The following is a 26,322-nucleotide window of genomic DNA, read 5'->3' on the forward strand; positions in this document are numbered from 1 at the left end:
ATTACCCCCTGAGTGCGTTGGCAAAAATGCGCGGAATATGACGCCATCCCGGGCTGTGCTGGAAGCGGGTGAGCAGTCGCCCGAGGCGCTGCTGTCGCTTGTTGGTAATAAACCAGGGCGGCCGGGGCAGCAATGTCCATTCACCGGACAATACCGAGCGTGGAAAAGGCCGGAATGGGGCCTCCACGACCGCACGTTCCACAGAGTCGAACATGAAGGTGTTATGGACTGTGCCTATGCCGCTCTGGACGTCATCCAGTGTGTGGCCGGGGAAGGCGCCCCAGGGGCACACTGTCGACAGGAAGCCGAGGCCGGTCCAGGTATTGATGGCAATGGTTCCGTAGCGTAGTTCCGCCAACAGCTCCTCGAATCGCGAGCGTCCGATGGAGCGGATGGTATCCGGATGAATAACGATGTTCGCACCCAGAGTGCCGTGGAGCTTTTCGTTGGCGAACTTGATGGCGTTGCGCAGATACTGCTCGGCATCCGGGGCCTCCAGCGAGTGGGTGGAGAGCGCCGGGGCGAAGATTTCATTGCTGCGGAACCAGTCGTTGTCTTCGAGCTTGTTGATCAGCAAGTTGGGAGCTGAGCCCCGATTGACGGTGGTCACCTCTTCCGACTTCTGGTGGAAGGTGTCCAGACGATCTTCGGCCCCGGGATAGTAAGCCGGGCGCGTGGAGCGGCCCAAGACGTTGCGGAGCTCGCTCATCAGGTCCGTGGCCTGATTCCAGCCTTCCGGCATCAGCAGCACCTGGCATGCCACACAGTTGAAGCCGGAATTGTGGAGCTTGTGGGTGGCAATCTGTTCGGCCTGGAAGCGAATGTCGGCGGCGGACCAGTTGCCTGGTACCACAATGGTGGGGCAGACCGCGCCCAGTTCGGAGGTAATACGCTTGTTCACCCGGGGTGTGCCCGCTTCCCGGTTGCGCTGGCCTTCCTCACCCCGGCCCCAGATGATCGCGTCGTGGGTCGTTTCCGCACCTGTGATGTGGATCTCCTCCACCGTGGAGTGCTCGGTCAGCCACGCGCCCACATCGCCGCCACCCTTTACGATACGCAGAGCATCGCGGTCGATCAGCGGGCGCAGTGCGGCCTTCAGGTGTTCGGTCAGGTAATCGTTGACCGGGTTCATCTTGAGGATGACGACCTGGTGTTCCACGAACAGTTTCTGGAAGGCATCGAGTGGGGCAATGGCGGCAATATTGCCGGCACCAAGCACCAGGGAGACCCGCCCGATTCTCTGTTCGGGTGCATCGTCATAGACGGTGGCTGTGTTGGCGGCGATGTTGTTTTCGTTGATGCCCTTTTGCATCCAGATGTCGGCTTTCACGCCCGACAACAGCAACCTGTCCCAGAGGCTGTGGGGAACAACCCGTGCAGCGGTCTGGCCCGACGGCAGTGTCCGGAAGGGGATGTTTTTCAGGAAAGACTTGCCTTCCAGACCGGACAGAGTATCGATCAGACCATTGCAGGCTCCCATCACCGCATAGGGGCCTGACAACCACTCTTCACCGACCAGGGGCGAATCCTGATCCAGTCCTTTGGCGCGGGCGGCATCCCGAGCCCAGGCGTCGGAAACGTTCAGCAATGAATCCTTGATCTCCTGAAGGATCTGGATGCGTTCCGCCACTGGGGTCTGTGCCCAGCTGTCTCGGGTGTTGGCGAGTGTGGTGAGGTCATTGTCGAGATCGATGAAGACATCGTTCTCCTGAACATTATTATTCATACAGAGGTCCTTTGCTTCGCTTCGGAGTCGGAAGCGTCTGCCTTTTGCGGAATGAAAGACATCGCCCGTTCCGCCAGTGCTGTAATGGTCAGGCTTGGGTTAACGCCCAGGTTGGCGGACAACATCGAACCATCAATCACGTACAAGTTCTGGTAGTTGAACACGCGGTTCTGTGAGTCGATAACGCCTTTGTCCGGTGAACCCGCCATGGCGCAGCCACCCATACAGTGGGCTGTCATCGGTACATTGAACAGGATCTCGCTCATGGAGCTCAGGCCAACGCCGCCCGTGGCACGCGCGGCCTTTTCGGTGAACGCGTTGGCTTCGGGAATGAACGTCGGGATACGGTCACCCTCGGTGGCAAGCTGCTTCCCGAAAGGCCAGTACCAGGGGCGCTTCCAGCGCATGTTGATGTGACCGTCCAGGGTCTGCATAACGAGGAAAATGACCGTTTCAGAGGCAAAACGATAAGGCAGAACACTACGAATGCCATTGAACCCACGGGTGGCGATCAGTTTGGCCAGTGCCGCCAGCCAACTGAGGATGCGGGTGGGTCCCGGCCTGCCGCCGGTTAGCACGGTGAGCAGGCTGCTCATCAGATTAGAGCCTTCCGGATAACGGACGGCCTCGATGTGGGTATGGTCGTCGATGTAAATACCAGAGCCGATGGCTACGCCCCGGGACATGTCCTCCTTGGTGTTGGGGTACCGTACGCCGAGAATGGACTCGGAATTGGTGCGAACCCGGTTGCCGAGGTCATCAGACACATTGGGAAGCGAGCCTTTTTCCTTCAGCTTGAACAGCAATTGCTGTGTGCCCAGGGACGAGGCGGCAACGATCACGCTGCCGGCGGTGATACGGGTTTGGGGCCGGTTGAAACGTTTGAACGCCGGTGCCGTGGTGACTTCGTAGCCCTCAGAGCCATCCGTGTTGCCCAGTGGCCGTACGTCGACACACTCGGTTTCTGCCCGGACTTCCGCGCCCAACCGTTCCGCCAGATAGAGGTAGTTCTTGTCGAGGGTATTTTTGGCATTATAGCGGCAGCCAACCATGCACCCGCCGCAGCCGACGCAGGAGTTGCGTTCCGGGCCTTCCCCACCAAAGTACGGATCCGGATATTCGGTTCCTGGGGCGTCTTCGTCGTTGCCGAAGAACACACCGACATCGGTGTAGTAAAAACTGTCTTCCACGTCCGCGGCGGCCGCCATTTCCCGGAGCTTGTCGTCTGCCGGCCCGGGGCGACGGTTCTCGGCGACCCCGAGCATATGCTTGGCCGTCTCGTAATGGGCGGGCATGGTTGTTTTCCAGTCATCCAGGCCGGCCCAGTTGCCGTCCTCCCAGACGCTATCCTTGGGAACCAGCAGGGTCTGGGCGTAGGTGATGGAGCCACCACCGACGGCGTTGCCATGGAGAATCATCACGTGACGGAACAGGCGCAGGCTGAGGAATCCGCGCAAGCCGGCGAACGGCCGCCACAGGTAGTCCCAGACCTTCCAGTTGGTTTTTGGCAGGTTCTCGGGCGTCCAGCGACGGCCCTGTTCCAGCACCAGGACCCGATAGCCCTTTTGGCTCAGCCGGTAGGCCGACACACTGCCGCCGAAACCGGACCCGATCACCACATAATCGAAATCATATTGTTGTTGTTTCATTGCAATTCTCTCTGCCAGTTACCGATACCAACCGGGGCCTTATCCTTTCCGGGCCACGGCCTTTTGGGCGTACACAGGTGTGCTGCTTTTCAGGGCTGCACCTCTGTGTAAGCCGACTGCGATTTGTACAGTATGCAGAGTTAATCATTTAATCTGGACGATTGTCCAATAAAAGTGTCCGATTTTAAATGCAGAGGGGATTTGGGTTTGCCATGGTTTTGATGTTCGGGGAGCTGGGGTGTTGCGGGGTGCGAATCGCTTTCGAGATTTGTCGAATACAGGTTCTCATCAGTGCTAACGAGCAAATCAGAGTTCCACAAAATGTCCCAGGCAATGTAATCCGCCACCAGTTCATGCGGCTTTAATGCCGTCCCTGGAAACGGGGTAGGGTCACTCAGAGGGCGTATACGGGCCGAGTTGACGGTTCCGCCAATCGCTCTGTCAATTCTGCCATAGCTGAAACTGCGTTTACGTATCCATAATGTTTCACAACAAAATGTCACGTTTTGGTCGTGGCGTGATTAAAGAAAAACAATAGATCTCAATGTGGAGCCCTTTTCATGCGTTTAATAGCATCCCTTACCCCCTTTTTTATGGCGCTGATTTTGTCCGGCTGCATGGGCGAGAGTGAAAGTGCTGGTGACAAAGGCAGCGACACCTCGGCCCAGAATCCTGCGGAACAAACACAACGGGATAACGAGCCCCTGGCAACGATTCCCGTTGAGGACGGTGCCAAAGCTGTGGTGTTTGTCGGTAGCAACTGGGATGGCGTCATTGATGTAATCGATGGCGAAAGCTACGTAAAAATTGGCCGCATCAATGGCATTCCGGACAAAGAAGAACGGATGAATGAGATTCGTCTTGATCCGATTAAACTGGCCGCGTTTCATGGCATTGCATTGTTGATCGGGGAGGGCCACAACCAATACGTAGACGACATGTATAGCACCCGAAACGGGGAGCTGTTAATCGTTTCGCGCCCCAGTTTTGCGGATGTTGTAGCCATCGATATTGCCTCTAATGACATTGTGTGGCGGTTCGAAGTGGAGGGTATTCGCTCTGACCATATGGCGCTATCTCCTGACGGTAGTGAAGTCGCGGTGTCCGCCTCAACAGGCAACGTGGTGCATATTCTGGATGTCTGGACTGGCGAAGAAAAAGCGCGCTTCCCAACCGGTAACTCACCCCATGAAAATGTTTACTCGAAAGACGGCAAGAAGATCTACCACGCCAGTATCGGTCATGTGTTCAGCCCCGCAGACCGTGGCGCACTGACCGACACCAAGGGCGAACGCATTTTCAAAGTGGTTGATACGGAAACCTGGGAAGACATCAAAAGCTTTGATATCAGCGAAAAATTGGCCGAAGCGGGTTATCCGGACATGAGTCCAGCCATTCGACCCATGGCGCACACCGAGGATGAAAAGTTCTTCTACTTCCAGCTTTCGTTCTTCCATGGGTTCGTTGAGTACGATATGGAAAACGACCAGATCACCCGAGTCGCCAACCTCCCGAACCTGGTGCCAGACCTGCCAGTCGAGCTTTACGTGAACGACTCGGCGCACCACGGAATCTCAATGGGGGCCGATGACGAGAAGCTGTGTGTCGCCGGCACCATGAGCGACTATGTGGCCATTGTTGACCGTAAAACATTCGAATATGAACTGTTGGAAGGGCTGGGTGAGAAGCCTTACTGGATCACCCGGGATATCTCGGGCGAAAACTGCTTCGTGTCCTGGAGTGGGACGGATCAAATGTCGGTGATCAACATTGATCGGGCCGAGGAAGTGGTCCGGGTTGATGTGGGAGACCACCCACAACGTATCCGTGAAGGTAGCGTGCCGGATGGCTGGACTGCTGCGTTTTAACACCCGGATCACCACCAACGAGAATTGTCATGAACAACAATAACTACCGTTTTGCCTCCCATTGTTTGGGCTTGGTGTTTGCCAGTGTGTTTTTGGTTGCCTGTGGCGGCGATCAAGGCGGGCGCGACGCTTTGTCGCCGGTAAACGATCAGCAAGGCCGTGGCCCTTCGGATGAACGGGGAGCCAGCCCTGCCCCCTTTGCGAACCCGGACCTGGCGCAGTGTGTGATGGAGAGCCCGTTACGGGAAGTTGGCAGTGGTCTCGATGCGCCTTCCGTTGCTCGCAATGAAACCCAGAGCGCTAATGCAGATTCATCAGTGACGGCAGATTCGGCCTGCGCGAAGAACCGGGCGTTCCGCTTCGGAACCGGATTGTCGGATATTACCGGCCCGGTTGCCCTGAAAAGCGGCGACGGCTGGGAAGATACCGGGCAGGTTATGCACGGTCTTCACACACGGCAATATGCCCGGGCGTTTGCTCTTGAATCGCCCTGCAACGGAAAACGCGTCATGTTTGTGTCGGCAGACATTGGTTTGATGTGGGGATCTATCCGCAACGGTGTTCTCAACACCCTGGCGCAGAATCCTGAACTGGCGGCAGCGTATACCGCTGAAAACCTCATGCTGTCGGCAACTCATACCCACAATGGGCCCGCAGGCTATGCGCACCATGAAGCGGGTAACGCCCTGCACCTGGGTTTCGATGCTCTGGTATACAACACCATCGTGAATGGCATCGTCGATGCCATCTTGCGCGCGCATCAGAACATTGAAGCCAACCCCCAAACAGCACCTATCGAAATGGCGGTGGGAGAGTTGCTGAACACCAACATCAATCGCTCGCGCCCTGCTTATGCGATGAACCCTGCGCATGAACGTGAGCAGTACCTGAATATTCGCGGCGAGGAGGTTGACGTCGTAAAAACCGTGGTGCAACTGAATCTGAGTCGCAAGAGTGGCAGCCCGGTCGGTGTGATCAACTGGTTTGGTGTGCACCCCACGGTCATGGGGCCGGAAATTCCTTACGTCAGCTCCGATGTCAAAGGATTTGCCTCGCTGGGTTTCGAAGAGATCATGGCGACGGATTACCGGTCCGACCCCGCAGAAGACAGTTTTGTAGCGGCCTTTGCCCAGGCCGATGAGGGCGATGCATCCCCCAATATCTTCATTAATGAGTTTCCCCATCCGGATCCGCGCCGCGGCGGGGGTGAAACCCCTGTCGACTCGAACGCCATCTCCGGCACCAAACAACTGGCTCGTGCGCTGGAACTTTGGCAGAGCGGTCAGCCATTAACCGGGAGTGTGGATTATCGGCTTCTGCATGTGCCGATGAACAAGGTGACAGTCACGGATCCCGAGGTCCTCTCCGGGCTTGAGCATCCACCAGAGCTGGATGTCGCTAATAAACAAACCTGCAATGCGGCGCTCGGGGTGTCTTTCCCTGCCGGCGCGGAAGACGGCCCCGGGCCCATCAGCGAGGAAGGGCTGACCTGTAGCGCTTCGCCCGACTTGCTTAGCAGTGTCGCCGCTGACTTCGCGGGACTGACGGACATGGCGCTGCCGGTGAATCTGGTAAGCGACCTTCTCCTGTGTACTGTGGAGCAGCTGCCGTTACTAGGCATGGGCTGTCACGCCGAAAAACCGGTCCTGCTCCCAACCAATCTTGGAGAAGCGGCCGATGGCGTGCCGAATGTGCTATCGGAGCTGATAGGTGTGACGGCGAACTTCGAGCCGGCGATTCACCCATTGCAGATTTTCCGTCTTGGCAACCTGGCCTTGGTGGGTCTTCCTTGGGAAGTGACGACCATGTCTGCTCGGCGTCTGCGTGAGATGGTGCTTGAAGAGATGGCGCCGGTGGGCGTCGATACCGTCGTCATTGCAGGCCTTGTGAATGGCTATACCCACTACCTGACCACGCGAGAAGAATACGCCAGCCAGCAATATGAAGGGGCCTCAACGGTCTTTGGTCCCTGGAGCCTGGCTGCGGTGACCCAGGAACTCAAAAAACTTGCCGATTCAATGGCCCGGGGCACAGTGTTGGCGGTGGGCCCGGAGTTGCCCGAGGTAACTCCGGTGTTACGCAGGCCGCCCTACATCCCCAGTGACAGCCCGGGTGAGCAGGCCTTTGGTACGGTACTTCAGGAGGCCCCCTCCGTGGTAGCTCCTGGCGATGAGGTTGCTGTTCGGTTTCAGGCCAGTCATCCACGGAACGACCTGATGCTGAACGACAGTTATGGGTATGCCGAGCAGCTCCAGGAAGACGGCAGCTGGCAGGTCGTGGCGACAGACCGTTCACCTGACCTGCTGTATACCTGGCACCCCCAGTTCCTGCCACCCCTGGCCACTGAGCTGCCCTACACCGGAGCTTCAGAAGCAACAGTCAGTTGGAAGTTACCACGGAATCTGGCGCCCGGAACCTACCGTTTGAGGACCAAAGGTGTGGCGAACCCGGGTGGTGCCTGGGAAGGTGCGAGTGGTGCCTTTGAAGTGGCGGGCCCATCGGCAACATGTCCTTGAGTGAGCTGTGAGGTGCTCGCAATCAGACACCTCGTTTATGGTGGCGATCTTGCCACCTGCGTTGGTGTCTGGAATCATTAAACCTCTGCAGAGACCTACCTTTGCTTGAGTTCGCGCGAGGGTCTGCAGGAATGAGATTCCACAACTCATCATGGCAGACGAGTGACCAGGGTAAAAAGTGATCGAGGGCGAACGAGGATGGCTGAAGGAGAGTCCCGGAGTAGATGCAGTGAATAGGCTGTTCCACTACGACAGTGTTCCAGAATCTTGTCTGCTCTGACAGGGATGCCCGTTTGACGGGAGGCTCTATTTTTTTGATGAGGGCTGGGATGTTTGGGTTTTCACGTTGAAGGTAGTCAGCCCATTGAAAAAGCGCCCACCCTTTGATGATCGCCAAGTTTGCTCGGATATATTTGTTCCATAGAGGGTGTAACTCAATCTCTGACTGACCATTAGTAACGCGGTACACTCTGTATTTGGCAACTAGTTGGAAATCCGCGGATTTCCGGGCTTCGACAAGGCTTAAGAATCCTCCAAGTGTACCTGCCAACGGGAAAATCCAGATCAGACTTTACCTACTCCTTCGGAGACATCTTTGAGATACCAGTCAAAAAGGCCTCTTCTAGAGAGGCCTCATGCTTTTGAGAGGGTAAGCAAAATGAGTTAGTCAGGATTTTCCGCCAGGACTAGCTCTTCCAAAACTTCTATTTCTTTTGCCTTGCCGTTCTGTTCGGAAGAATCTCCCGCGCCGGGGTCCGGTAGGTTTGCGACAGAGAATCTCACTTTATCCCCAGCCTTGAATCGGTGTTCTCTCTGATCGGCTCTCACATTCGTTTTTGCAAAGTAGAAAGGGCCGAGGTCGGACTCGATAAACCCATAATGCGAAATCCAGCGTGAGATGACTCCCTCCAAAACCTGATCCGGTTTGGTTTCGATTGCGCCTTCCTTGAGCGTTATGAAGAATCTATCGTGTGTCTCACTTTCCGTTTCAAACAGGTGCGAGTTTGCCTTTATCAAGGCTTTTAGCGAGTTGAATGAGTAGCTCCTTGGATCAAATGCTGGATCCAGTTTTTTCAAATGACTTCCAAGTTGGCCGAGGTACACAGACTCTCCGTGTACCTCAGCGGAGCGGTAGGCTCTGACCAAAAGATCTTCCAGTGATTCATCATCCTGCTTCGCTGGTTTTGGCGCTTCTTTTTCGAGTAGATCCATATACACGAAGTGGTGGCACGCCTGGCGTAAACGCTGGGGTGTATTGCGCTTTCCGATACCCATCACGTGAAGCCCTTTTTCTCTGATGCGTTGGGCTAGGGTGTGATAACCCCCATCGGATGAAACAATGCAAAAAGCATCCAACCTTGTGTTAGTGCTGGTTAGCTCGATTGCGTCCATAATTAGCGCATGATCGGCGGCGTCTTTTCCATAATTGAATTGATGTATTGGTCTGGCCCCAGTTTCATGGAGAATGTCCTTCCAGCTCGAAAGAGGCGGGCGGGTCCAGTCAGCGTAAACCCTCCGAAGGGCTATATCTCCATTCTTCTCTACTTCCTGAATAACTCCGTGGAAGTCTTTAGGGCTGACATTTTCACCATCGACTAGTACAGCAAACGTGCGGTTCTTCATGTTTTGATCTTCCTTGATTAATTTGAAGCGGCGTAGCAGATGCGAAAGCCAATCTTCATATGTTTGTATTTGCCCGTACTCGCGGCTATGAAGTGATCCCTCTCGATGTAAGGAAGATTATAAATAGACCGAACGGACCTTGAGCGGACAGCCGCAGCATTTTTGCCGTACGGGTTCTCGTAAAGCCACTCGCCGAACTGGTCAGAGTCAACGAATCGCAGCCCGACTGGATGCTCGATGTACTCAAGCGGTTTTGCATATTTACACACCAACGACTGGAAACGATCTTCTGACATATACTCCGGGTGTGCGCCTAAGTCTTGCTCGGATTTTTCATCGATAAAGGTCAGTAAACTGTCAGAGCGTTTCTCATCTCTGAAGCCGAGAAGCGTTTTTTCTGGATGATCGCTGAGCTTTAACCCATGTGTTAGCTCATCAATGTCATCTCTACTAGATCCTGGTCTGGAAATTCCTGGGCATTGTTCGCGCAGGAGTCTGTACTCCCAAGTTTTCAGCAATCGAACTGGCAAACCATAGAGTTCCTCAAAATAAGCCATGAAAGCGCAGGCGTCATACCAAGTTACTGAAGCAGGCAGATCCGGCGCGTCCCGATTCATTGTTGAAAGATCATCCAATGCACCACTATTTTCAACAGAGTCCCGGGAATGAATGTAGTCTGGGCGGTGGTTTGTGAATCTCGCAAAGTCAGCAATGGGGATCAGGTCTGAAACGTATAGGCATTTGTCATCAAGCTGGATTCGATGGAAAGCTACAGGGCAAGATTTTGATTTACCAAGTTTCGCGCTACTTGGAGCATATATCTTCCTCTTTATAAGCGAGCTCCTAAGGATAGGCCATGTTCCAGGGTGATCGGCAGGCACCCCACCTCCTAGGTAAAAGTCGACCTCAGAATCATGCTCCGCCTGTTCGCGCCAGCCATCGAACTCGAAATAGTACCAACGCTGAAAGTGATACTCCTCATTCATCTGAGAGGGAACATCAGCTCTTTTGAGATAAGGCGCATAGATTTGGTGTTCAAAGGGCTTGGAACGCAGGTTTGGCAACAAAAAATCATACTCGCCATTACTGCCTTTAAGAAAAATCAGCTTTTCGTTAAAGGGGATAACGTCCACCCAACCAGCGGTCCCACTCTCAATGGTCTCGCGAAACCAGCTGGCTACCGCGATGTCCCTTTTCTGCTCTCGCAATTGTTGGCTTTTATCGCAGTCATTAGGCCAATATAGTTTTGGGACAACCATCGGGGTCGACGCTGACTGCACTAACAGATCGCCCAAAAGATTAAAGCTGGAATACAAGGAGAAATCTAGGAACCCGCCGACAACCAAATCCTGTATCCGTTTGCCTGAGATTTGGTCGATTGCATCTCGATTCTTGTTGACCAAATTTTCCAAGCGTTCGAAGTCAGATCCATCGAGTTGTGGCGTTCCCATTGCCTCGCGTTGCCGCCAATAGTTGAACGTCTCGAGCGCATTATAATAACGCTGGGCATAGTCAAAGTTATAACCCGTGAATAGCCTTTGAGGGAGTGGTAAGTCGGAATTAAAGAGTCGACCGCAGACTTGCTCAACGGATAGCTGCAATCTCGTCATCCTGTCCTCTGAGCCCACAGGACATGCAAGCAAATCAACACGGTGATTCAGTTCATGCTGTTTCATGAAAGGCAGAATTGAGCGCGCGTAAAGCTCACGATATCCAGCAAAGCCACGCTCAGCGCCTAGGGATTTCGCGAGGAGATTAAGTAACGTGTTGTGACGGAGTTGTTCACGATCAAGCGAACAATTTTTTGCAGATTGCTTTAAGTCGTCGGGAGACAGTCCGTTGAGTGGGACAATGTGGAACTGATCTGTTGGGAGAAAACGCGTAATAGATTTCATTTCTTATTCCTACAAAGATGCTCCCAGTTAGCTTTGAACTGGAGTGCCTGAGCAAAGGGGAAATAAGAAACGTAAGGCTGAGGAGCAAACGATAAAAATGCTGCTATTCAGAGCGGGCGTTTTTTTGGTGAGACACTGCCACCAACCGAAGGCAACCCAGAACCGATTAAGAGCCTAGCAATCGGTGAGGAGCGAGTCAACAATGCCATTGACTTACCCCAGCCTTTCTTCGTCATTGATCACCACACAGTCACTGTGCGTCTGCAATCCTTGAGCGTCGGACCCAACTCTAGCGTGTCGTCATGTAGATGTTTCGCATTTGAACGCTCTGGGTAAACTCGTTGCTCAGTTCCTGACGTTCGTCTGAATCTCCCAAGCTACTTAGAATATCAGTGGTTGGAATCGAGCTGCCGGCGCGGCCTTGATCATCAACGGCTGTCCGATAAGCGGTAGTGTAGCTACAACTTGCAGATACTGTATCTGAGAACGCCAGTGACAAGGTCCTCTTTTGCATGTGCCTTAGGACGTTACCGCGAATAATGGGCAAAGGTCACGTGGATAGGTTTCTACTTATCGAGTGGGAAGCGCGAGGCACTGCCGGGGCACCATTTGGGCACAAGCAAAAACATTGACGAAAATAAGGGCTTTCGGCTTGACCGTGCAAAGGTCAATGATCGAAATTTAGACTTTTTGAGTTAACTAAGGTGCGGGGAAACTGATTTAAGGATTCCAGGCTGGTAATTCGTTGATTTGCCTGGATAATGGCCCGCCCGAGAGGATTCGAACCTCTGACCTCCGCCTCCGGAGGGCGGCGCTCTATCCAGCTGAGCTACGGGCGGAAGAAATCAATCGCTTGGTGCGATAATTTCGAGTGCGCAATCTTACGTGTGAAGAGGTGTTCTGTCCAGCCCTCCTGGTATCTTTGCTGCGATCGCGTGGATTCACGCCGAGTCAGCTTCGGCCCTGGGGTTTCTGGGGTAGTAACGCTCGGGCAGCCGTTCGATGTGAGGGAAGAAGCGGGTGTCTTTATAGGGCATTTTCATGAAGCCGGAGACGCCTAGCCCGGTGATCTGGTCCACGGCGGAGAGGATTTCATCGAGCAAGCGGGCAAATTCCCCCTCCCGGTCCGGGTCCAGCAGTCGGTAATGGCTGTGGATCTTGAGGTGACGGGGCAGGGCTTCGAAGATGATCATGCCGGTGTGGTGGATGTCGTTCAGGGACTCAAGTGCGGTGATGATGGTGTGCGGCAGTACCAGGAATTCCTCCGGGTCGGGGCCGTCCTCGAAATAGGAATGCACCCGGGATTCGTCTTCCACCTCCGGGGCCGCACTGACCTCGTAGCGCAGTTGCATGCCGGGCTCGATCCGGAAGGGCTGGTCCGGTTCGTCGCGGTCGATGTGCAGGGTGTTGCGGGCATTGAACAGGCAGCTCTTGAAGATGCCCTGGCGGTAGATGGCTTGCGCGAGGTAGACCATGTTGTTGACGGCCCGGACGAAGGCCGCCTTCAGGCTGGGGTCGTGCAGGTTCAGTGACGTATCGATGTAGACGCCGTCGGTCTCCCAGCGCACGGCGAGGCCGCCCTCGACGGGGTATCGCCCCAGCCGGCTGACGGCGGCCAGGAATGCCTTTTCCGTTTCTCCCATGCCCTGCATGAAGTTTTTGTAGTAGCGGTCCAGCTGAACGTCGTTGACATCATTGAGGGTTTCCGGGGCGCCTTCCTGCCGCAGGAACGATTTACGAGAACTGTACACCACGGTGTCAATCTCGTGGTCTGATGGCCGTGTCCAGACCGGTACCAGAGGTGCGACCGGTGGCTCCGGCAGGTCAATCATTACGGTGCGGGCCATTCTCGGCATTTCTTGCAGGTAGTAGTCACCGGCCCGTCGACGAGTCTCCGGATCCGGGGCCAGCATGCCGTCGAGCATACGTGCGAATTCCATGGGCAGGCCCAGGGAGCTGGCGGGGATCGCTTGATGTCCGAACCGGCACGACTGACCGGAGGCCAGTGCGTACAGTGTTCCGGCCGCGCCCTGTTCGTCGAAGCGGGGGGACGACAGGCCGCCGTTGAGCTGTTCTTCACCGATGAAATAGACATCCCCCAGCCGTGCGTTGGTCTGTTGCAGGTTGTCGGACATCAGCTCCATAACATTGCTGGTAATGAACTGCTGGTTGGCGTCGAGTTGCGCGAACACGGACGAGCCCCAGTCAATCAGGGCGATGTTTTCGGTGTTGGCGTCGAACACCAAGTTTGACGGTTTGATATCGCCGTGCACGATGGGGCGTCCGGCGGGGCCGTTCTCGCGGCGCAGGTTGCGCAGGATGTCCGCAAGCTGGTCGGCGATTCGTATAATCAGCCTCGGTTTCAGGCGGCCTTCACGCAGTGACACTTCTTCCAGGTTTATGCCAGCTGCCCGTTCCATTACCAGGATGGGTTGGTTGCGTGCCCGTTGATAGGAGATCAGTCGGGGCACCCGTGGGTGCCGGACCTGCTCGAGTATGAACGCTTCGTCTTCAAGCCGGTCCTGTAGATGTTGTGGCAGGTTGATGCGGGTGAATTTGAAAACATGCTCAGGCGCATTGGCGCCCTGTCTGGGCAGGCGGCCTGCAAACACAAAACCGTAGGCGCCCTTGCCGATCATCTCGATATCCTGATAACCCAGTTGGCGGAGCTGGGCGGCGCAAAGCGCCACCCAGTCCTTGAGCTTCTTGGCATCGTCATGGCTGAGCAGATAGATCGACTGCTCTTCGGGAATGTAGAACTGTTGCAGTTGCGTCTTCTGCGCCATGTTGCTCTGTTAGCCCAGATGCAGCAGCATCGATTGCGGCGATTCCAGGTAGCCTTTCCACCGATTGCAGAAACGCGCTATGGTGCCGCCATCGATGATGCGATGATCACCCGCCCAGCTTACCGTCAGGATAGCCCGTTCCACCACCTGCCCGTTGGCGTCGAAGCGTGGCAGTTTCTGGGTCCGGCCCAGGGCCACAATCGCCACTTCCGGTGCGTTGATAATGGGTGAAGCATAAGTGCCACCCAACGCGCCAATGTTGGAAATGGTGATGGTGCCGCCCTTGAGGTCTTCCTGGCTGACACGGCCTGAACGGGCCGCCTCGGTCAGGCGCGCCACTTCATCAGCAACGCCCAGCAGGGTCCGGCTCTCCACGCCCTTGACGTTGGGAACCATCAGGCCCGCCTTGCTGTCCACCGCCATACCGATATTGCACTGGGACAGGTAGTGAATCTCTGTGGCCTCGTCGTTGAGACGACTGTTGAGAACCGGGAATTCCTGAACCGCCAGCGCCATGGCCTTCATGAAGAAAGGCATCAGCGTCAGCCGTGAGCCACGGGCTTCGGCCTCTGGTTTGAGCTGCTCCCGCAGTTTCAGCAGGTCAGTGACATCAATGTCCTCACTGTAGATGAAGTGAGGAATGGTGGTCGCTGACGCCACCATACTGCGAGCCATCGCCGCTTTTATGCCGCGGATAGGCTCAACCCGGACTTCCTGCTCACCCTCCGGTTGCCTGCGTGCGCGGCCTATAGCTGGCTGTGATTCATCGGCACGTGCCTGGCCCTGTGCAGACGCTGCGGGTTTGTCGAGGTGGGTTAGTACATCGGCCTTCAGCACCCGTCCATCCTTGCCGGAACCGGCGATGTCCGCCAGGTTCAGGTCATGCTCCCGCACCAGGCGGCGCACGGCGGGGCTGGCGGGAATGCGCTGCCGGTTGCCCGTCGCGACCGGTCTGGCCGTCGCTGGCGCGGGTTCCGGTGTCGGCGTTGATGTGGCTTTTGCCTCGGCAGGTTCATCACGTTCGCGGGGAATAAACGCAAACAGCGGGGAGTGTACCCGGGCCATCTCCTGCTGCTGGTGGTAGAGTTTGGTGACACGGCCGGCCTTGGGCGCGGTGATCTCGACCATGGCCTTGTCGGTCATGACGTCTACCACCGGCTGGTCTTCCTCGATCTCGTCACCCTCGGCCACGCGCCATTCCACCACCTCACACTCGACGATGCCTTCGCCGATGTCCGGCAGGATGAAGTCCTCGGTGGAGTCGTCAGTCGCTGCACTGTTGGCGTCGGAGGGTTGCGATGACGCCGGCGTCTCGCTGACGGCTTCAGATGGCGGGGTTTGAGAGGCGGCGGCCTGTTCGCTTTCGCCGCCTTCTTCCACCAGCTCAAACAGCGGTGCGTGGACCTTCGCGATGTCGCCTTCCTTGTGATAGAGGCGGGTTACCTTACCCTTGTACGGCGCCGGAATTTCCACAAGGGCCTTATCGGTCATCACCTCGGCGACCGGCTGGTCCTCTTCGATCAGATCACCTTCGCTCACCAGCCACTTGACCAGTTCGCACTCCACGATACCTTCGCCGATATCGGGCAGTATAAAATCACTCATGATTGCTCTCCTGTCCTGATATCAACCTAGAAGTCCACGCTCGACCTGATGGCCTCGTAGACCTTCAGGTGATTGGGCAGATGCTCTTTCTCCAGCACCAGCGGGAACGGAGTGTCCATCCCGGTGACCCGAGCGATCGGGGACTCCAGGTACAGGAAGCAACGCTCCTGTATCGTCGCTGCAATTTCGCCGGCGAAACCGCCGGTCAGCGGGGCCTCATGGGTCACCACCAGGCGCCCGGTCTTGAGCACCGAGTTGGCGACGGTTTCCACATCCCACGGCAGGATGGTTCTCAGGTCGATGACCTCACAGGAAATGCCTTCTTTCTCCGCCATTTCGACTGCGTGTTCAATCACTTCCATCTGGGCGCCCCAGCCCAGCACGGTAATGTCCGTGCCTTCCTTGAGGACTTCGGCTTCGCCCAGCGGCAGCCTGTAGTCTTCATCCGGCACTTCGCCAACGGAGGCGCGGTAGAGCCGTTTGGGTTCAAAGAACAGGGTTGGGTTGGGATCGTGAATGGCCGCCAGTAACAGACCTTTGGCCTGGTGAGGGTTACGCGGCACCACAATTTTCAGGCCCGGTGTGTGGGCAAAGTAGGCTTCTGGTGATTGCGAGTGGTAAAGCCCGCCGGCAATGCCGCCACCATAGGGCGCACGAATGGTTAATCCGCCCACGTTGAACAGGTTGCCGGAACGGTAACGGAACTTCGCGGACTCGTTCACGATCTGGTCGAATGCCGGGAAGATGTAATCGGCAAACTGGATCTCGGCCACTGGCACAGAACCTTGCGCCGCAAGACCGTTGGCGAAACCGATGATGCCTTGCTCTACCAGCGGTGTGTTGAAACAGCGGGCCTTGCCGTATTTCTGTTGCAGGTTGCTGGTAGCACGGAAAACGCCGCCGAAGACGCCCACGTCCTCACCAAAGCACAGCACCCGTTCGTTGGCTGCCATGGCGGTGTCGAGGGCATTGTTGATGGCCTGGAGCATATTCATCTTGGTCATCTCAGGCCCCTCCCTTCGCGTGTTCGGCACTCTTAGGATAGGCGTCCGGGTGCCGACGGATATGGGCCTTGAGCTTTTCGAACTGATCGGCGAGGGCTGGTGGTACCTCGTCGTAGACATCGCTGACCAGCGTATCAAGTGCTGGTGGCGGCCGCTTCTGCGCCCGTTTCATGGTTTCGAGCACCTCGCGGCGCATGTTTTCCTGCAGCTGTTTCTCGTCGTCTTCATTCCACCACTTCTTGCTTTCGAGCCAGAGTCGCATCCGCAGAATCGGATCTTTCTCACGCCACACGGCCTCCTCGTCCTTGCTGCGATAGCCGGACGGGTCGTCGGAAGAGGAGTGGGCGGCGAGGCGATAGCTCATGGCTTCGATCAGTACCGGTCGATTGTGCTCCACCGCCAGGCTGCGTGCGGCGCGGGTGGCCTCGTGCATGGCGAGAATGTCGTTACCGTCCACCCGGATGACGTCCATCTTGTAGCCGTAGGCCCGGGGTGCAACACCGTCGGCGGCGAACTGTTCGGCAGCCGGGGTAGAAATGGCGTAGCCGTTGTTGCGGCACAGGAAAATCACCGGAACGCGATGGACGGCAGCCATGTTCAGGGCGGCGTGGAAGTCACCTTCTGATGCGGCGCCTTCGCCGAAGTAGGTTATGGTGCAATGACCGTCGCCCGCCATTTTCTGGCCATAGGCGTAACCGGTGGCCTGGGGAATCTGCGTGGCCAGCGGCGATGAGATGGTCATGTAGTTCAGCTTGCTGGAGCCATAGTGAACAGGCATCTGGCGCCCCTTGCCATAGTCCAGTTCGTTGCCGAACAGCTGATTCATGAACTCATCGATGGTGAAGCCGCGATAGACCAGTGCGCCCTGTTCCCGATACTGCGCCATGATCATGTCGCTGTCGTCCAGCGCCGCGGCGCTACCGATCACCGCAGCTTCCTCGCCGGTGCATTGCATGTAGAAGCTCAGGCGCCCCTGGCGCTGGGCGGCAAGCATGCGCTCATCGAGAATCCGGGTGGTGACCATCGACCGGTAGATGCGCAGGGCTTTCTCTTTATCTAGCTTCGGCGCTTTGGCGCCCTTGTAGAGCGAGCCGTCCTGCTTCAACAGTTTGAAGGTGGGAATTCGAAATTCCGCACCGTCGGTAAAGACCGGGGAATAAACAACTTTCGATTTTGTTGTTGTCATAATCCTCTTCCTGGGGTGTTGGCCTGAGGAACAAAACACCCCTTGTGGGGGTGTCGATGATGTCATTGTAGCCAATCTGGCAGGATCTGGTGTGGCCCTGTCAGTGCTACATGGTGTTTACCTTAACGTAAACTGCTGCTTTCGGGTAGACCCGGTGAGCAGATTTTGATCTTCGGATTCCCCAGTTGTAGGCAAGTGACTGATTATTCTGGGTAGAGAGGGGCGGGCGTAATGCTGACCAGAGTGTCCTCGTTACCGATACTCACTTCGCCGTCCTGGATGGTGCACTGCAGGTTCATGCCGCGTTTGGCCAGGCTGGCGAGTGCTTCGGTGTCGTCCTGTGGCAGGTCAATGATGGTCAGGTTGTTGAAGCGGGTCAGCTTGCCATGATGCTTTTCCCACCACAGGGGCACGGCGCGGCCGCCGTAGGTATACAGGATAACCTGATCCGATCGATTGCAGGCTTTGCGCAGGCGACTTTCGTCAGGCAGGCCGAGTTCTATCCACAATTCGATTTCATCACTCAGGCTTTTCCGCCACAGGTCCGGTTCGTCGTCCGTGCTGATCCCCTTGGTGAATTCCAGATGCTCACTGGCGTTCAGCACGAACGCGAGCAGGCGAATCATCATGCGCTCATCGGTTTCCGAAGGGTGGCGGGCAATGGTGAGGTGGTGATCACCATAGTATTGCCGGTCCATGTCGGCGATGTTGAGTGTTGCCTTGAAGATCGTTGCCTTGAGCGCCATTGGGCTTCCTGCGGTTGTTTTGACTGGTGATATGTGGGCAGTGTAATTCAAATGGCCTGGTTCTGAGAGGCCATTGATGCACCTATTCGCATAAAAATTGCTCACAGGGGTTGCAAAGCTGCATGCAAATAACAATAATTATCACTAGCTTTCATTGGGCCGTGAGTGACCTCTTATGTATGTATGCCTTTGTCATGGTGTAACAGACCGCGAAATTCGTGAAGCCGCCGATAACGGCGTCAGTTCCATGCGTCAGCTTGGCAAGGAACTTGGCGTTGGAACCCAGTGTGGCCGTTGTGCCTGTACCGCGCGGGAAATTCTGCGTGAAAGTCGCACTCCGGATTATCTGGCCATGGCAAATATGCTGGCTCAGCCCGCCTGATCGGGCATTGCTGCGATCATTTCCCATTTGTGATTTTTTCTCCCCGAAGGAAGGTCTATCCTGTATGGATTGCCCATCCAAGTAAGGAGAAACGTCATGAAAGGCGACAAGAAAGTCATCCAGTTCCTGAATAAAGTACTCACCAACGAACTCACTGCCATCAATCAGTATTACCTGCATGCCAAGATGTATAAAGATTGGGGCATCACCAAGTTGGCGGCCAAGGAATACGAAGAATCCATTGATGAAATGAAGCACGCCGATGTGCTGATCGAGCGTATTCTTTTCCTCGAAGGCCTTCCTAACCTGCAGGATCTGAACAAACTACTGGTTGGCGAAAATGTCGAAGAGATGCTGTCCTGTGATCTCAAGCTGGAGCTAACAGCCCATGCGGATCTGAAGGAAGCCATCCTTTACTGTGAAGAAATCAAAGACTACACCAGCCGTGAGTTGTTCCGCAGTATCCTGGACAGCGAAGAAGAGCACATCGACTGGCTGGAAACGCAGCTGGAAATGGTTGGCCAGATGGGTATTCAGAACTACATTCAACTGCAATCGTCTGCTGCGGAGTAACTCCAGACAATGGACTTGTCCTGTTTTAAAGCCTATGACCTGCGCGGCCGTGTGCCGGATCAACTCAACCCGACACTGGCCGAGAGAATTGGCAGGGCCTATGTGGAAGTGACGGGTGCCAAAAAAGTGATAGTTGGCTATGACATCCGCCTGTCGAGTCCTGAAATTTCCGAAGCGCTCAGCTCAGGTTTGATGGCTGCCGGCGCGGATGTGTTCGACATTGGATTGTGCGGTACTGAGCAGGTCTACTTCGCCACCAGCCATTACAAAATGGATGGCGGCATCATGGTGACGGCCAGCCACAACCCGAAAGACCACAACGGCATGAAAATGGTAGGGCCGGAATCCCGGCCCATCAGCTCCGATAACGGCCTCAATGACATCCGCGACCGAGTCCCGGAACCGTTTGGCGACGCGCCGGTCCTGGGACGGTATGAGCCTTTGGAAGTCATGGGCGCCTATATCGACCACCTTCTCGGCTACGTCGATGCCCCAGCGCTGAAGCCTCTGAAAATCGTGGTAAACGCTGGTAACGGCGGTGCCGGCCTGGTGATTGACCAGCTGGAACAGCACCTGCCATTCGAGTTCATCAAGGTGCATCACCAGCCCGATGGCCACTTTCCGAATGGCGTGCCCAATCCCATCCTGGAAGAAAACCGTGCTGCCACAGCCGAGGCGGTCAAAGCCAGCGGGGCAGCCATGGGCATCGCCTGGGATGGCGACTACGACCGTTGCTTCTTCTTTGACGAGAATGGCCGATTCATCGAGGGTTATTACATCGTTGGCCTGCTGGCGGACCAGTTCCTTCGCAAGACCGGTGGCGGCAAAGTCATCCACGACCCACGCCTGACCTGGAATACCCTGGATCTGGTCAAGGCTGCCGGCGGTGAAGCCATCGAAAGCAAAACCGGCCACGCCTTCATCAAACAGCGCATGCGCGATGAAGACGCGGTGTACGGTGGCGAAATGAGCGCCCACCATTACTTCCGCGACTTCGCTTACTGCGACAGCGGCATGATCCCCTGGTTACTGGTGGCAGAACGCCTGTGCCAGTCTGGCCAGCCACTATCATCACTGATCGACGCCAGAATCGAAGCCTACCCGGCCAGCGGCGAGATCAACCGCACCATCGCCGATCCCCCCAAAGTCATCGCCGCCATCGAGGCCGCCTACGGCGCCAATGCCAAAAGCGTCAGCCACGTTGACGGGGTGAGCGTGGAGTTCGACAACTGGCGTTTCAACCTGCGGATGTCCAACACCGAACCGGTCGTTCGCCTGAACGTTGAGTCCCGTGGGGACATTGCTTTGATGGAAGCGAAAACAGCAGAGCTGTTATCAGAAATGGAGCGTTTGAATAGCGAAGGCTGACTCCAGAAGTTTGGGCCAGTCAGGCGGGTATGGATTTCAGAAACTGTGCGGAGCCATGGATGGCGGAGCCCAAGCGCCACATGGATGTGCTTGAGCGTGTTTCTGAAATCCATACCCGCCTGACTGGCTTTGCACCCAAAGCTCAAAGCCAGTCATTCAGCATAATGCCAATGCCCACCCTCTGAATCCTCTCATTGTAATCAATCAGACTCTCGCCATACCCATTGTAATACTGGAAGAACCCCTTAAGAGTGTCGCCCATCGGAAAGCTGTACCCAAACTCCACCGACGTCTTGTTGTCATGGGAGCGCAGGTTATTCCGCAGCTTCAGGGAGAACGTCCGATCCTCCGTCAGCTTGTAGACCGCCAGATAATTTGCGTGGCCGGCAAAGCGTTCAATGTCAGGATTATCATCCTTGTCATCGCTCTCCGGCAGACGGTACCAGGGCTGCACAAGAAACAGCCAGCGATTGTAGCTGTACCCGATGGAGGCCATGATCCGGTTCCAACTGCGGGAACGGGGCTCCGACTGCCCATTGGACTGATGGTTCAGCCCCAGGGTAATCCCGCTGAGGGTGCCGGGGCCGACATCATAGTCCGCCTGGTAGCGCAGGAAAATCTCCGGCTCAAAGTTGGTTTCCCGGAAAGGTGCGGAATCTTCGGTATTGTAGACCTGCCAGAAAGATTGTTGGGTGTAGCCAAACCAGAGCGTTGTCCGGTCATCCAGCAGGCCGGTCAGCAAGGGCACCTTGAAACTGATCTGATACTTGGCCTCTTTATTGTCGAGGGAGTGATCGTAGCGGCTTTCTCCCAGTCGCGGGCTGACGGGAACATCGTTCGGTGTATCCACCCATGTGAAGGGTAGGATGTAGGTTGGGCGGTGGCCAACGAAGCTGCCTGAAAAGGAAAAGATCGCTTTTTCTGTGGCAGTGTAGCGCTTCACCAGCGCGGCCATAACGCCGCTATCCCCGTCTCCGGTGTCAGCGGACGAATCCTCGACCTCCGCGTCCCCCTCCGCGACGTCGGCAGCCCCGTCATATTCAAGAGTATCGGTGGCTTCCTGGGCTCGCCGCGTTTCTTCCGTTCCGGCTTTTTCCTGCGCTTTCTCGGGAGCGTTGATGCTGTCATAGCAGGCCAGACGCTGAATGCCATCGTCAATCAGCGCGCAGTCTTCCAGGGTCAGGTCATCCGTAGGGGCTGGCTCACCAGACTGACCATATCCCGGAGCAGGGAGCAGACTGGCCGCAACCAGGGGGATGAGCGAAGAAGTAAATCGGGACGAAGCGCCGCGGGATGTATCCATATCCGCTATTCCTCATTAGGCGTTAAGGCTGATCCAGGTATTAACGATGCCGTATAACCAGACACCAATCAGTGTGATGGCGAGCAACGAGAAAACGACCTTGTGACGGGTCTTGTTATCGGCTTGCGCGGCGGCAACCCAGCGCAGGTACATCAGGCCGATAAAGCTGCAGAACACCGCCAGGCTGGCAAGGGCAGGGATCAGTAGCCACGCGGGATTGAGAGTGGCGCCATCGTCAACGCGTCCCGAAAACCAGGCCATGGAGGTCAGTAATACTGCAAGCGCGGCAAATTCCATTATCAGTAGAGGCTTGCGAAGTGGGTGGGGTGTTTTCTCGAGTTGTCGCATAATCCGGCATTCCGCAGTGTGTGGTCGTTCCCTATGGTACCCGGAATGGCTCCCCCGGGCTCAGATGCTTACGAAACGGCAATTAAAATGGTTGAGATCAATTGTTGATTTTGCACTTTGGTTTTTTTGCCTGGCCGCAGTCGCTATAATGCGGCGACTGATTATTATAACGCTCAAATGCGAGGTGCATTGTGAAGATGAAGAGAGTCCTGGCTGCTGTATTGCTTGGCTTTGGCCTGACAGCGGGTGCCGTAATGGCAAGTGTTGAAGACGAAATCCGTGCACGTATCGCCCCGGTGGGTGAGGTGTGTGTGCAGGGCGACGATTGCGGATCCGCAGCAGCGCCGGCTCAAGAAGCCAGCTCGGGACCTCGTTCTGGAGATGAAGTATACAGCGCGGTCTGTATGGCGTGCCATGATACAGGCGCAGCCGGTGCACCGAAAAAAGGTGATACCGCGGCCTGGAGTCCCCGTATTGATAAGGGGTTAGAAACCCTGGTAGATCATGCCATCAACGGCTTTAACGCCATGCCTGCCAAAGGTGGCTGTAGCAACTGTCCCGACGAGGAAATTGAGGCTGCAGTAGAGTACCTGGTGTCTGAGAGTCAGTGAGCCGATCAGCACAAAAAAGTTAACTGAAAAGCCCCGCTGAAGCGGGGCTTTTCGGTTTATTGGTGGGTTGGAGTGACATTGGCGGTCAAGGCGCGCCAGGAAAGCCGGCCGGTGATGGCCGACATCGCCTGCTGCCCTTGCCTGACTGGAATTCGCCATCCGGTCGCTGTGTCCGGATCAATGTGGCCGGCTGACAATCGCGGATCCACCCAGCCAAAGGTGCCCGAGCCTGACACCTGAACCCAGGACGAGTCACCCCCTGAAGCACTGTTCTGGCTGTGAGTGACCACTTCCCAGAGACTGCTTTGGGTATTGGCCTCAACGCGGTCACGGTGGAATCTCAGGAAAGGTTCGTTGTCACTGTCGAAAACCGTCAACACTTCCTCTCCTCGGTAGCTGACCATGATGGCTGGCTTGGGCGCATCCAGTATCGTCACGCCCATGGCTTCAATACCGCCCTCCTGGAGGACGCTGGCCCGCACAATGCCCTCCGGAGTGCCTTCGGCACTCGGAGGTTGATGTGCGTTGCTTTGCCCGGGCACGACGCTTACCAGCGTCGTGCCCACCATCAATATAGCCAGACTGAGGGATCGAGTGTGACCTGAGTCTGTGCGTTTCATCTTTGCTCCTTCAGAACTGGCCAACAACACTGTCGAGCAGGCTGGTATCGTCGTTGGTGTTGTCCGCCAACTGGGTGTCACCGCTACATTGCAGTGAACCAGCGGTCTTCACGGTGATCGGGACAGAGACCGACGGCACTCGGCCTTCTTCGGTATCCTTGCTGGCGAACAGCATATATACGCCGGCAGGCACAACGTTGCTGGTCTCCGGCATCTTCAGCTGGATGGTACGTCCATTGCGGCTTTGAACCGGCAGTTCGATGGCACGTTGATCGCTGTCGACCACGTGCGTCATGACCGTGCGGCGAATCAACAGCACCTTATCGATGTCCTCTGCCTGATCCACCTGGATGGAAAATTCGTCGCCAGGCATCAGGGATTTCGGCGCCGAGAGAATTTCCGGACGATCGTTTCGCATGGCGTAAGGTGGCGTGTAGATTTCAAAGCTCGGATCCCGACCGTCGTATGGTGCGAAGCCCAGGTCTGACAGGTCAGTAAAGCTCAGGTAGCCGGTATTAATCGGAGAGTGGCCGGCGACCATGACCCGACCATCTGGCAGCAAAACAGCCGTGTTGTGGTAGGTGCGCTGGCGAATACCGGTCGCCATTTCGGTCCAGGTGTTGGTCTCAGGATCGAACCGCTCGGCAGTCCTGATGGCGCCTTCCAGACCGGGCAATACCACCCCGTCGCGGTTACCGCCGCTGAATACCATGACCGAGCCATCAGGCATGAGCACGTTGGTGCCGTACCAGCGTGGTTGGTTCAGGGATCCGGTTAGACGGGACTCATAGTCGACTTCGTCGCCATTGGTACGCACGGTGTCGATCCGGCTCTGATCCGTGGGCAGGTAACCCCCCGGGTTAGTGAGCAGGGCATAGCTGGGCACGCCGCCGGCGGTGAGGAATTCGGCATCGGTATATTCGCCGTTCTCGTTGGGCTTCAGCGGTAGCATGGTGGATGAAGTGGACCCGCGCATACCACCACCGATGGCGGTTTTCAGGGTCTCTTCATCCACGTTCAGCTCGCTGGCTGCGGTCAGTAGATCTTCAGCTGAGTTCAAAACATCTCCGAGCAGTGAAGAGCCTTGCTCCTGTGACAGGTTGGTCAGGTTCAGGGTGCTGCTGAGCTCTCCCAGACCGATCTCATCCAGTTTCAGAGGTAAACCGGCATAGCCGATGTCGGTCCAGCTCTGGGTATCTGGATCAAAAGTAGCCACAATATTCCACAGTGCCTGATCGTAGCCCTGACCGAACGGGTTGAAGGCCTGGCCACCGGCGTTATAAAGCACATGGCCGTTGGGCAGCAGGTGCATGCGCGGATACAGCGGCAGCGAACGGTCTGCAGTGGATGGATTTACACTCCAGGTACCTGTGCAGGGATCGTAGACTTCGGTCTGGACAATGTTGCGACCGCTATTCAGCGGATCACTCGGATAGACCGGTTTGATCAGTTTTTCAACGCCACTGGCAACCAGAACTTTGCTGTCTGGCAAGGTTACGAGGGAGGGGTACCAGCGTCCGTATGTCATATCCCCGCTCTGAAGCCAGCTGTTGGTTTTGGCGTGGAAAATACGGGAATTCTTGACGCCTTCCAGTTCAGCGACGCCCAAGGGCAGACCATCGACGCCCGGCTCGGAATAATAGTCGGTGCCCCCGACGGCCAGGACGCTGCCATCGGCCATGCCGATGACGTCTGAACAGAACAACGCCCCATCATTCTTGGCGGTGTTGTCTGCGGTGTCGAGCAAACCATCCAGCACAGCCAGCGGCGTGTTGTTGAACAGGGTTTCACTGTCAGCGCCATCCGGGTTCGCACCCGCACGAAGTGGACTGGGTTTGAGCCACTGGGGCTCGTCGTTTTCGCCCAGGGAGAGCACCCGGCTCTGATCGTTCACGGACACTTCGCCGAACTCGGCGACAATGGAAAGCTCCACGTTCTCAGTGCCTTCCAGCGCGTTCAGATAGAGCAGGCGACCGTCCTCCAGGAGGGCCATCGTGCCAGCCGCTGGCTTGCATTCCTGCAGGCCTTCAGCATTGGTGACGCACTTCTCGTCAGTCTCTACGGTCTCGCCGTCAACAATGATCGTGGGTTCTGCAAACGGCTCGCTGAAGGCGCCGACAGGGGAATAGTCATCTTTGAGTGCAGGCTGGGCAGAGGCAGTGGACTGATCCCCGGCTACGGCCGCTTCTTGCTGATTCTGCGTTGGCTGCTCAGATACGTTGTTATCCCCTGAGGAACCGCCGCCGCAGGCGGACAGAGCGAGTGTGCCAATGGCGATGGCTATGTGATGGCATAACAGACTTTTTTTCCAGGACATTCTGTGCTCCTCGATATTGTTGTTGTCTATAAGGGAGGGGGGGCCTTTTCCGGCACCCCTCTACCCCTTACGCTCGGGAAGCAAAAATGGTTTCAACTGTTCGTCAGTTTTCTGCAATATTGTTAGACAGTAATTTTGGGGCAGTCACCCATTTTCTATCTGGCGCCGGCCAGTATTGCCCTGCGCCCCAAAAAAA

The 26,322-nt window shown here is 56.1% G+C and carries 20 protein-coding genes and 1 tRNA gene; 6 read left to right on the forward strand and 15 right to left on the reverse strand.

The genetic code is table 11. The annotated features are described in order from the left end of the window. Position 1: 1 nt before the first annotated feature. Both MARLIPOL_RS15140 and MARLIPOL_RS15145 read right to left on the reverse strand, forming a co-directional pair. Entirely contained in the window at positions 2-1,726 is a 1,725-nt protein-coding gene (locus MARLIPOL_RS15140) for an aldehyde dehydrogenase family protein (RefSeq protein ID WP_012139133.1), read from the reverse strand. Continuing rightward, positions 1,723-3,375, reverse strand: coding sequence for a GMC oxidoreductase (locus MARLIPOL_RS15145; RefSeq protein ID WP_012139134.1), 1,653 nt, complete (start codon positions 3,373-3,375; stop codon positions 1,723-1,725). The genes MARLIPOL_RS15140 and MARLIPOL_RS15145 overlap by 4 nt, the downstream gene beginning before the upstream one ends. 560 nt (positions 3,376-3,935) lie before the next feature. On the opposite strand from MARLIPOL_RS15145, the gene MARLIPOL_RS15150 reads away from it, so the two are divergent. Further along, positions 3,936-5,243 (forward strand): YncE family protein, encoded by a 1,308-nt coding sequence (locus MARLIPOL_RS15150; RefSeq protein ID WP_012139135.1) that lies wholly within the window; start codon positions 3,936-3,938, stop codon positions 5,241-5,243. A gap of 29 nt (positions 5,244-5,272) precedes the next feature. Next, positions 5,273-7,759, forward strand: coding sequence for a neutral/alkaline non-lysosomal ceramidase N-terminal domain-containing protein (locus MARLIPOL_RS15155; protein WP_012139136.1), 2,487 nt, complete (start codon positions 5,273-5,275; stop codon positions 7,757-7,759). A 22-nt stretch (positions 7,760-7,781) separates the two neighbouring features. Here the strand turns inward: MARLIPOL_RS15155 and MARLIPOL_RS18995 are convergent, their stop codons facing one another. The 9 genes from MARLIPOL_RS18995 to MARLIPOL_RS15200 form a co-directional block, all read right to left on the reverse strand. Further along, positions 7,782-8,228, reverse strand: a complete 447-nt coding sequence (locus MARLIPOL_RS18995; RefSeq protein ID WP_407638103.1) for an HNH endonuclease domain-containing protein — start codon at positions 8,226-8,228, stop codon at positions 7,782-7,784. A gap of 194 nt (positions 8,229-8,422) precedes the next feature. Next, a complete protein-coding gene (locus MARLIPOL_RS15165) occupies positions 8,423-9,382 on the reverse strand; it encodes an NYN domain-containing protein (RefSeq protein ID WP_012139138.1) in 960 nt (319 codons plus the stop codon). A gap of 17 nt (positions 9,383-9,399) precedes the next feature. Next, complete coding sequence (locus MARLIPOL_RS15170) at positions 9,400-11,277, reverse strand: hypothetical protein (RefSeq protein WP_012139140.1); 1,878 nt, start codon at positions 11,275-11,277, stop codon at positions 9,400-9,402. Positions 11,278-12,039: 762 nt separating this feature from the next. Further along, positions 12,040-12,116, reverse strand: a tRNA-Arg gene (locus MARLIPOL_RS15175). Between the two features lie 102 nt (positions 12,117-12,218). Further along, positions 12,219-14,063: a protein kinase domain-containing protein gene (locus tag MARLIPOL_RS15180; protein WP_012139141.1), complete on the reverse strand. Its 1,845-nt coding sequence runs from the start codon at positions 14,061-14,063 to the stop codon at positions 12,219-12,221. A gap of 9 nt (positions 14,064-14,072) precedes the next feature. Continuing rightward, positions 14,073-15,668 carry a dihydrolipoyllysine-residue acetyltransferase gene (locus MARLIPOL_RS15185; RefSeq protein ID WP_012139142.1) on the reverse strand — a complete coding sequence of 532 codons (1,596 nt, stop codon included), beginning with the start codon at positions 15,666-15,668 and terminating at the stop codon, positions 14,073-14,075. 26 nt (positions 15,669-15,694) lie between these two features. Next, complete coding sequence (locus MARLIPOL_RS15190) at positions 15,695-16,672, reverse strand: alpha-ketoacid dehydrogenase subunit beta (protein WP_012139143.1); 978 nt, start codon at positions 16,670-16,672, stop codon at positions 15,695-15,697. Between the two features lies 1 nt (position 16,673). Beyond that, positions 16,674-17,858: a thiamine pyrophosphate-dependent dehydrogenase E1 component subunit alpha gene (locus tag MARLIPOL_RS15195; RefSeq protein ID WP_012139144.1), complete on the reverse strand. Its 1,185-nt coding sequence runs from the start codon at positions 17,856-17,858 to the stop codon at positions 16,674-16,676. 203 nt (positions 17,859-18,061) lie between these two features. After that, on the reverse strand, positions 18,062-18,604 hold the full coding sequence (locus MARLIPOL_RS15200) for a YaeQ family protein (protein WP_012139145.1): 543 nt from the start codon (positions 18,602-18,604) through the stop codon (positions 18,062-18,064). Between the two features lie 175 nt (positions 18,605-18,779). Here MARLIPOL_RS15200 and MARLIPOL_RS15205 point away from each other — a divergent pair, with 175 nt between their 5' ends. From MARLIPOL_RS15205 to MARLIPOL_RS15215, 3 genes are all read left to right on the forward strand, one after another. Continuing rightward, a complete protein-coding gene (locus tag MARLIPOL_RS15205) occupies positions 18,780-18,986 on the forward strand; it encodes a bacterioferritin-associated ferredoxin (RefSeq protein ID WP_012139146.1) in 207 nt (68 codons plus the stop codon). A gap of 96 nt (positions 18,987-19,082) precedes the next feature. Beyond that, positions 19,083-19,559 (forward strand): bacterioferritin, encoded by a 477-nt coding sequence (gene bfr / locus MARLIPOL_RS15210; protein WP_012139148.1) that lies wholly within the window; start codon positions 19,083-19,085, stop codon positions 19,557-19,559. A 9-nt stretch (positions 19,560-19,568) separates the two neighbouring features. After that, complete coding sequence (locus MARLIPOL_RS15215; RefSeq protein ID WP_012139149.1) at positions 19,569-20,927, forward strand: phosphohexomutase domain-containing protein; 1,359 nt, start codon at positions 19,569-19,571, stop codon at positions 20,925-20,927. A gap of 142 nt (positions 20,928-21,069) precedes the next feature. Here the strand turns inward: MARLIPOL_RS15215 and MARLIPOL_RS15220 are convergent, their stop codons facing one another. Together MARLIPOL_RS15220 and MARLIPOL_RS15225 are read right to left on the reverse strand one after the other, a co-directional pair. Next, positions 21,070-22,230 carry a phospholipase A gene (locus MARLIPOL_RS15220; protein ID WP_012139150.1) on the reverse strand — a complete coding sequence of 387 codons (1,161 nt, stop codon included), beginning with the start codon at positions 22,228-22,230 and terminating at the stop codon, positions 21,070-21,072. Positions 22,231-22,245: 15 nt separating this feature from the next. Next, a complete protein-coding gene (locus MARLIPOL_RS15225) occupies positions 22,246-22,578 on the reverse strand; it encodes a hypothetical protein (protein WP_012139151.1) in 333 nt (110 codons plus the stop codon). A gap of 197 nt (positions 22,579-22,775) precedes the next feature. Between MARLIPOL_RS15225 and MARLIPOL_RS15230 the strand changes: the two genes are divergently transcribed. Beyond that, positions 22,776-23,189, forward strand: a complete 414-nt coding sequence (locus tag MARLIPOL_RS15230) for a c-type cytochrome (RefSeq protein WP_012139152.1) — start codon at positions 22,776-22,778, stop codon at positions 23,187-23,189. Between the two features lie 56 nt (positions 23,190-23,245). On the opposite strand, the gene MARLIPOL_RS15235 is transcribed toward MARLIPOL_RS15230, so the two are convergent. Both MARLIPOL_RS15235 and MARLIPOL_RS15240 read right to left on the reverse strand, forming a co-directional pair. After that, positions 23,246-23,809 carry a hypothetical protein gene (locus tag MARLIPOL_RS15235; protein WP_012139153.1) on the reverse strand — a complete coding sequence of 188 codons (564 nt, stop codon included), beginning with the start codon at positions 23,807-23,809 and terminating at the stop codon, positions 23,246-23,248. A gap of 10 nt (positions 23,810-23,819) precedes the next feature. Continuing rightward, complete coding sequence (locus MARLIPOL_RS15240; RefSeq protein WP_012139154.1) at positions 23,820-26,126, reverse strand: galactose oxidase-like domain-containing protein; 2,307 nt, start codon at positions 26,124-26,126, stop codon at positions 23,820-23,822. Positions 26,127-26,322 lie beyond the last annotated feature (196 nt).

The organism is Marinobacter lipolyticus SM19 (genome assembly GCF_000397065.2).
GTDB classification, from domain to species: Bacteria; Pseudomonadota; Gammaproteobacteria; order Pseudomonadales; family Oleiphilaceae; genus Marinobacter; species Marinobacter lipolyticus.

What these genes read in the sequence shown, in the direction of transcription:
- MARLIPOL_RS15200 (WP_012139145.1), bottom strand. Translation starts at nt 18,604, where the DNA reads ATGGCGCTCAAGGCAACGATCTTCAAGGCAACACTCAACATCGCCGAC.
- MARLIPOL_RS15185 (WP_012139142.1), bottom strand. Translation starts at nt 15,668, where the DNA reads ATGAGTGATTTTATACTGCCCGATATCGGCGAAGGTATCGTGGAGTGC.
- MARLIPOL_RS15230 (WP_012139152.1), top strand. Translation starts at nt 22,776, where the DNA reads ATGAAGAGAGTCCTGGCTGCTGTATTGCTTGGCTTTGGCCTGACAGCG.
- MARLIPOL_RS15180 (WP_012139141.1), bottom strand. Translation starts at nt 14,063, where the DNA reads ATGGCGCAGAAGACGCAACTGCAACAGTTCTACATTCCCGAAGAGCAG.
- MARLIPOL_RS15170 (WP_012139140.1), bottom strand. Translation starts at nt 11,277, where the DNA reads ATGAAATCTATTACGCGTTTTCTCCCAACAGATCAGTTCCACATTGTC.
- MARLIPOL_RS15240 (WP_012139154.1), bottom strand. Translation starts at nt 26,126, where the DNA reads ATGTCCTGGAAAAAAAGTCTGTTATGCCATCACATAGCCATCGCCATT.
- MARLIPOL_RS15150 (WP_012139135.1), top strand. Translation starts at nt 3,936, where the DNA reads ATGCGTTTAATAGCATCCCTTACCCCCTTTTTTATGGCGCTGATTTTG.
- MARLIPOL_RS15140 (WP_012139133.1), bottom strand. Translation starts at nt 1,726, where the DNA reads ATGAATAATAATGTTCAGGAGAACGATGTCTTCATCGATCTCGACAAT.
- MARLIPOL_RS15220 (WP_012139150.1), bottom strand. Translation starts at nt 22,230, where the DNA reads ATGGATACATCCCGCGGCGCTTCGTCCCGATTTACTTCTTCGCTCATC.
- MARLIPOL_RS15225 (WP_012139151.1), bottom strand. Translation starts at nt 22,578, where the DNA reads ATGCGACAACTCGAGAAAACACCCCACCCACTTCGCAAGCCTCTACTG.
- MARLIPOL_RS15190 (WP_012139143.1), bottom strand. Translation starts at nt 16,672, where the DNA reads ATGACCAAGATGAATATGCTCCAGGCCATCAACAATGCCCTCGACACC.
- MARLIPOL_RS15195 (WP_012139144.1), bottom strand. Translation starts at nt 17,858, where the DNA reads ATGACAACAACAAAATCGAAAGTTGTTTATTCCCCGGTCTTTACCGAC.
- bfr (WP_012139148.1), top strand. Translation starts at nt 19,083, where the DNA reads ATGAAAGGCGACAAGAAAGTCATCCAGTTCCTGAATAAAGTACTCACC.
- MARLIPOL_RS15165 (WP_012139138.1), bottom strand. Translation starts at nt 9,382, where the DNA reads ATGAAGAACCGCACGTTTGCTGTACTAGTCGATGGTGAAAATGTCAGC.
- MARLIPOL_RS15145 (WP_012139134.1), bottom strand. Translation starts at nt 3,375, where the DNA reads ATGAAACAACAACAATATGATTTCGATTATGTGGTGATCGGGTCCGGT.
- MARLIPOL_RS15235 (WP_012139153.1), bottom strand. Translation starts at nt 23,809, where the DNA reads ATGAAACGCACAGACTCAGGTCACACTCGATCCCTCAGTCTGGCTATA.
- MARLIPOL_RS15155 (WP_012139136.1), top strand. Translation starts at nt 5,273, where the DNA reads ATGAACAACAATAACTACCGTTTTGCCTCCCATTGTTTGGGCTTGGTG.
- MARLIPOL_RS15215 (WP_012139149.1), top strand. Translation starts at nt 19,569, where the DNA reads ATGGACTTGTCCTGTTTTAAAGCCTATGACCTGCGCGGCCGTGTGCCG.
- MARLIPOL_RS15205 (WP_012139146.1), top strand. Translation starts at nt 18,780, where the DNA reads ATGTATGTATGCCTTTGTCATGGTGTAACAGACCGCGAAATTCGTGAA.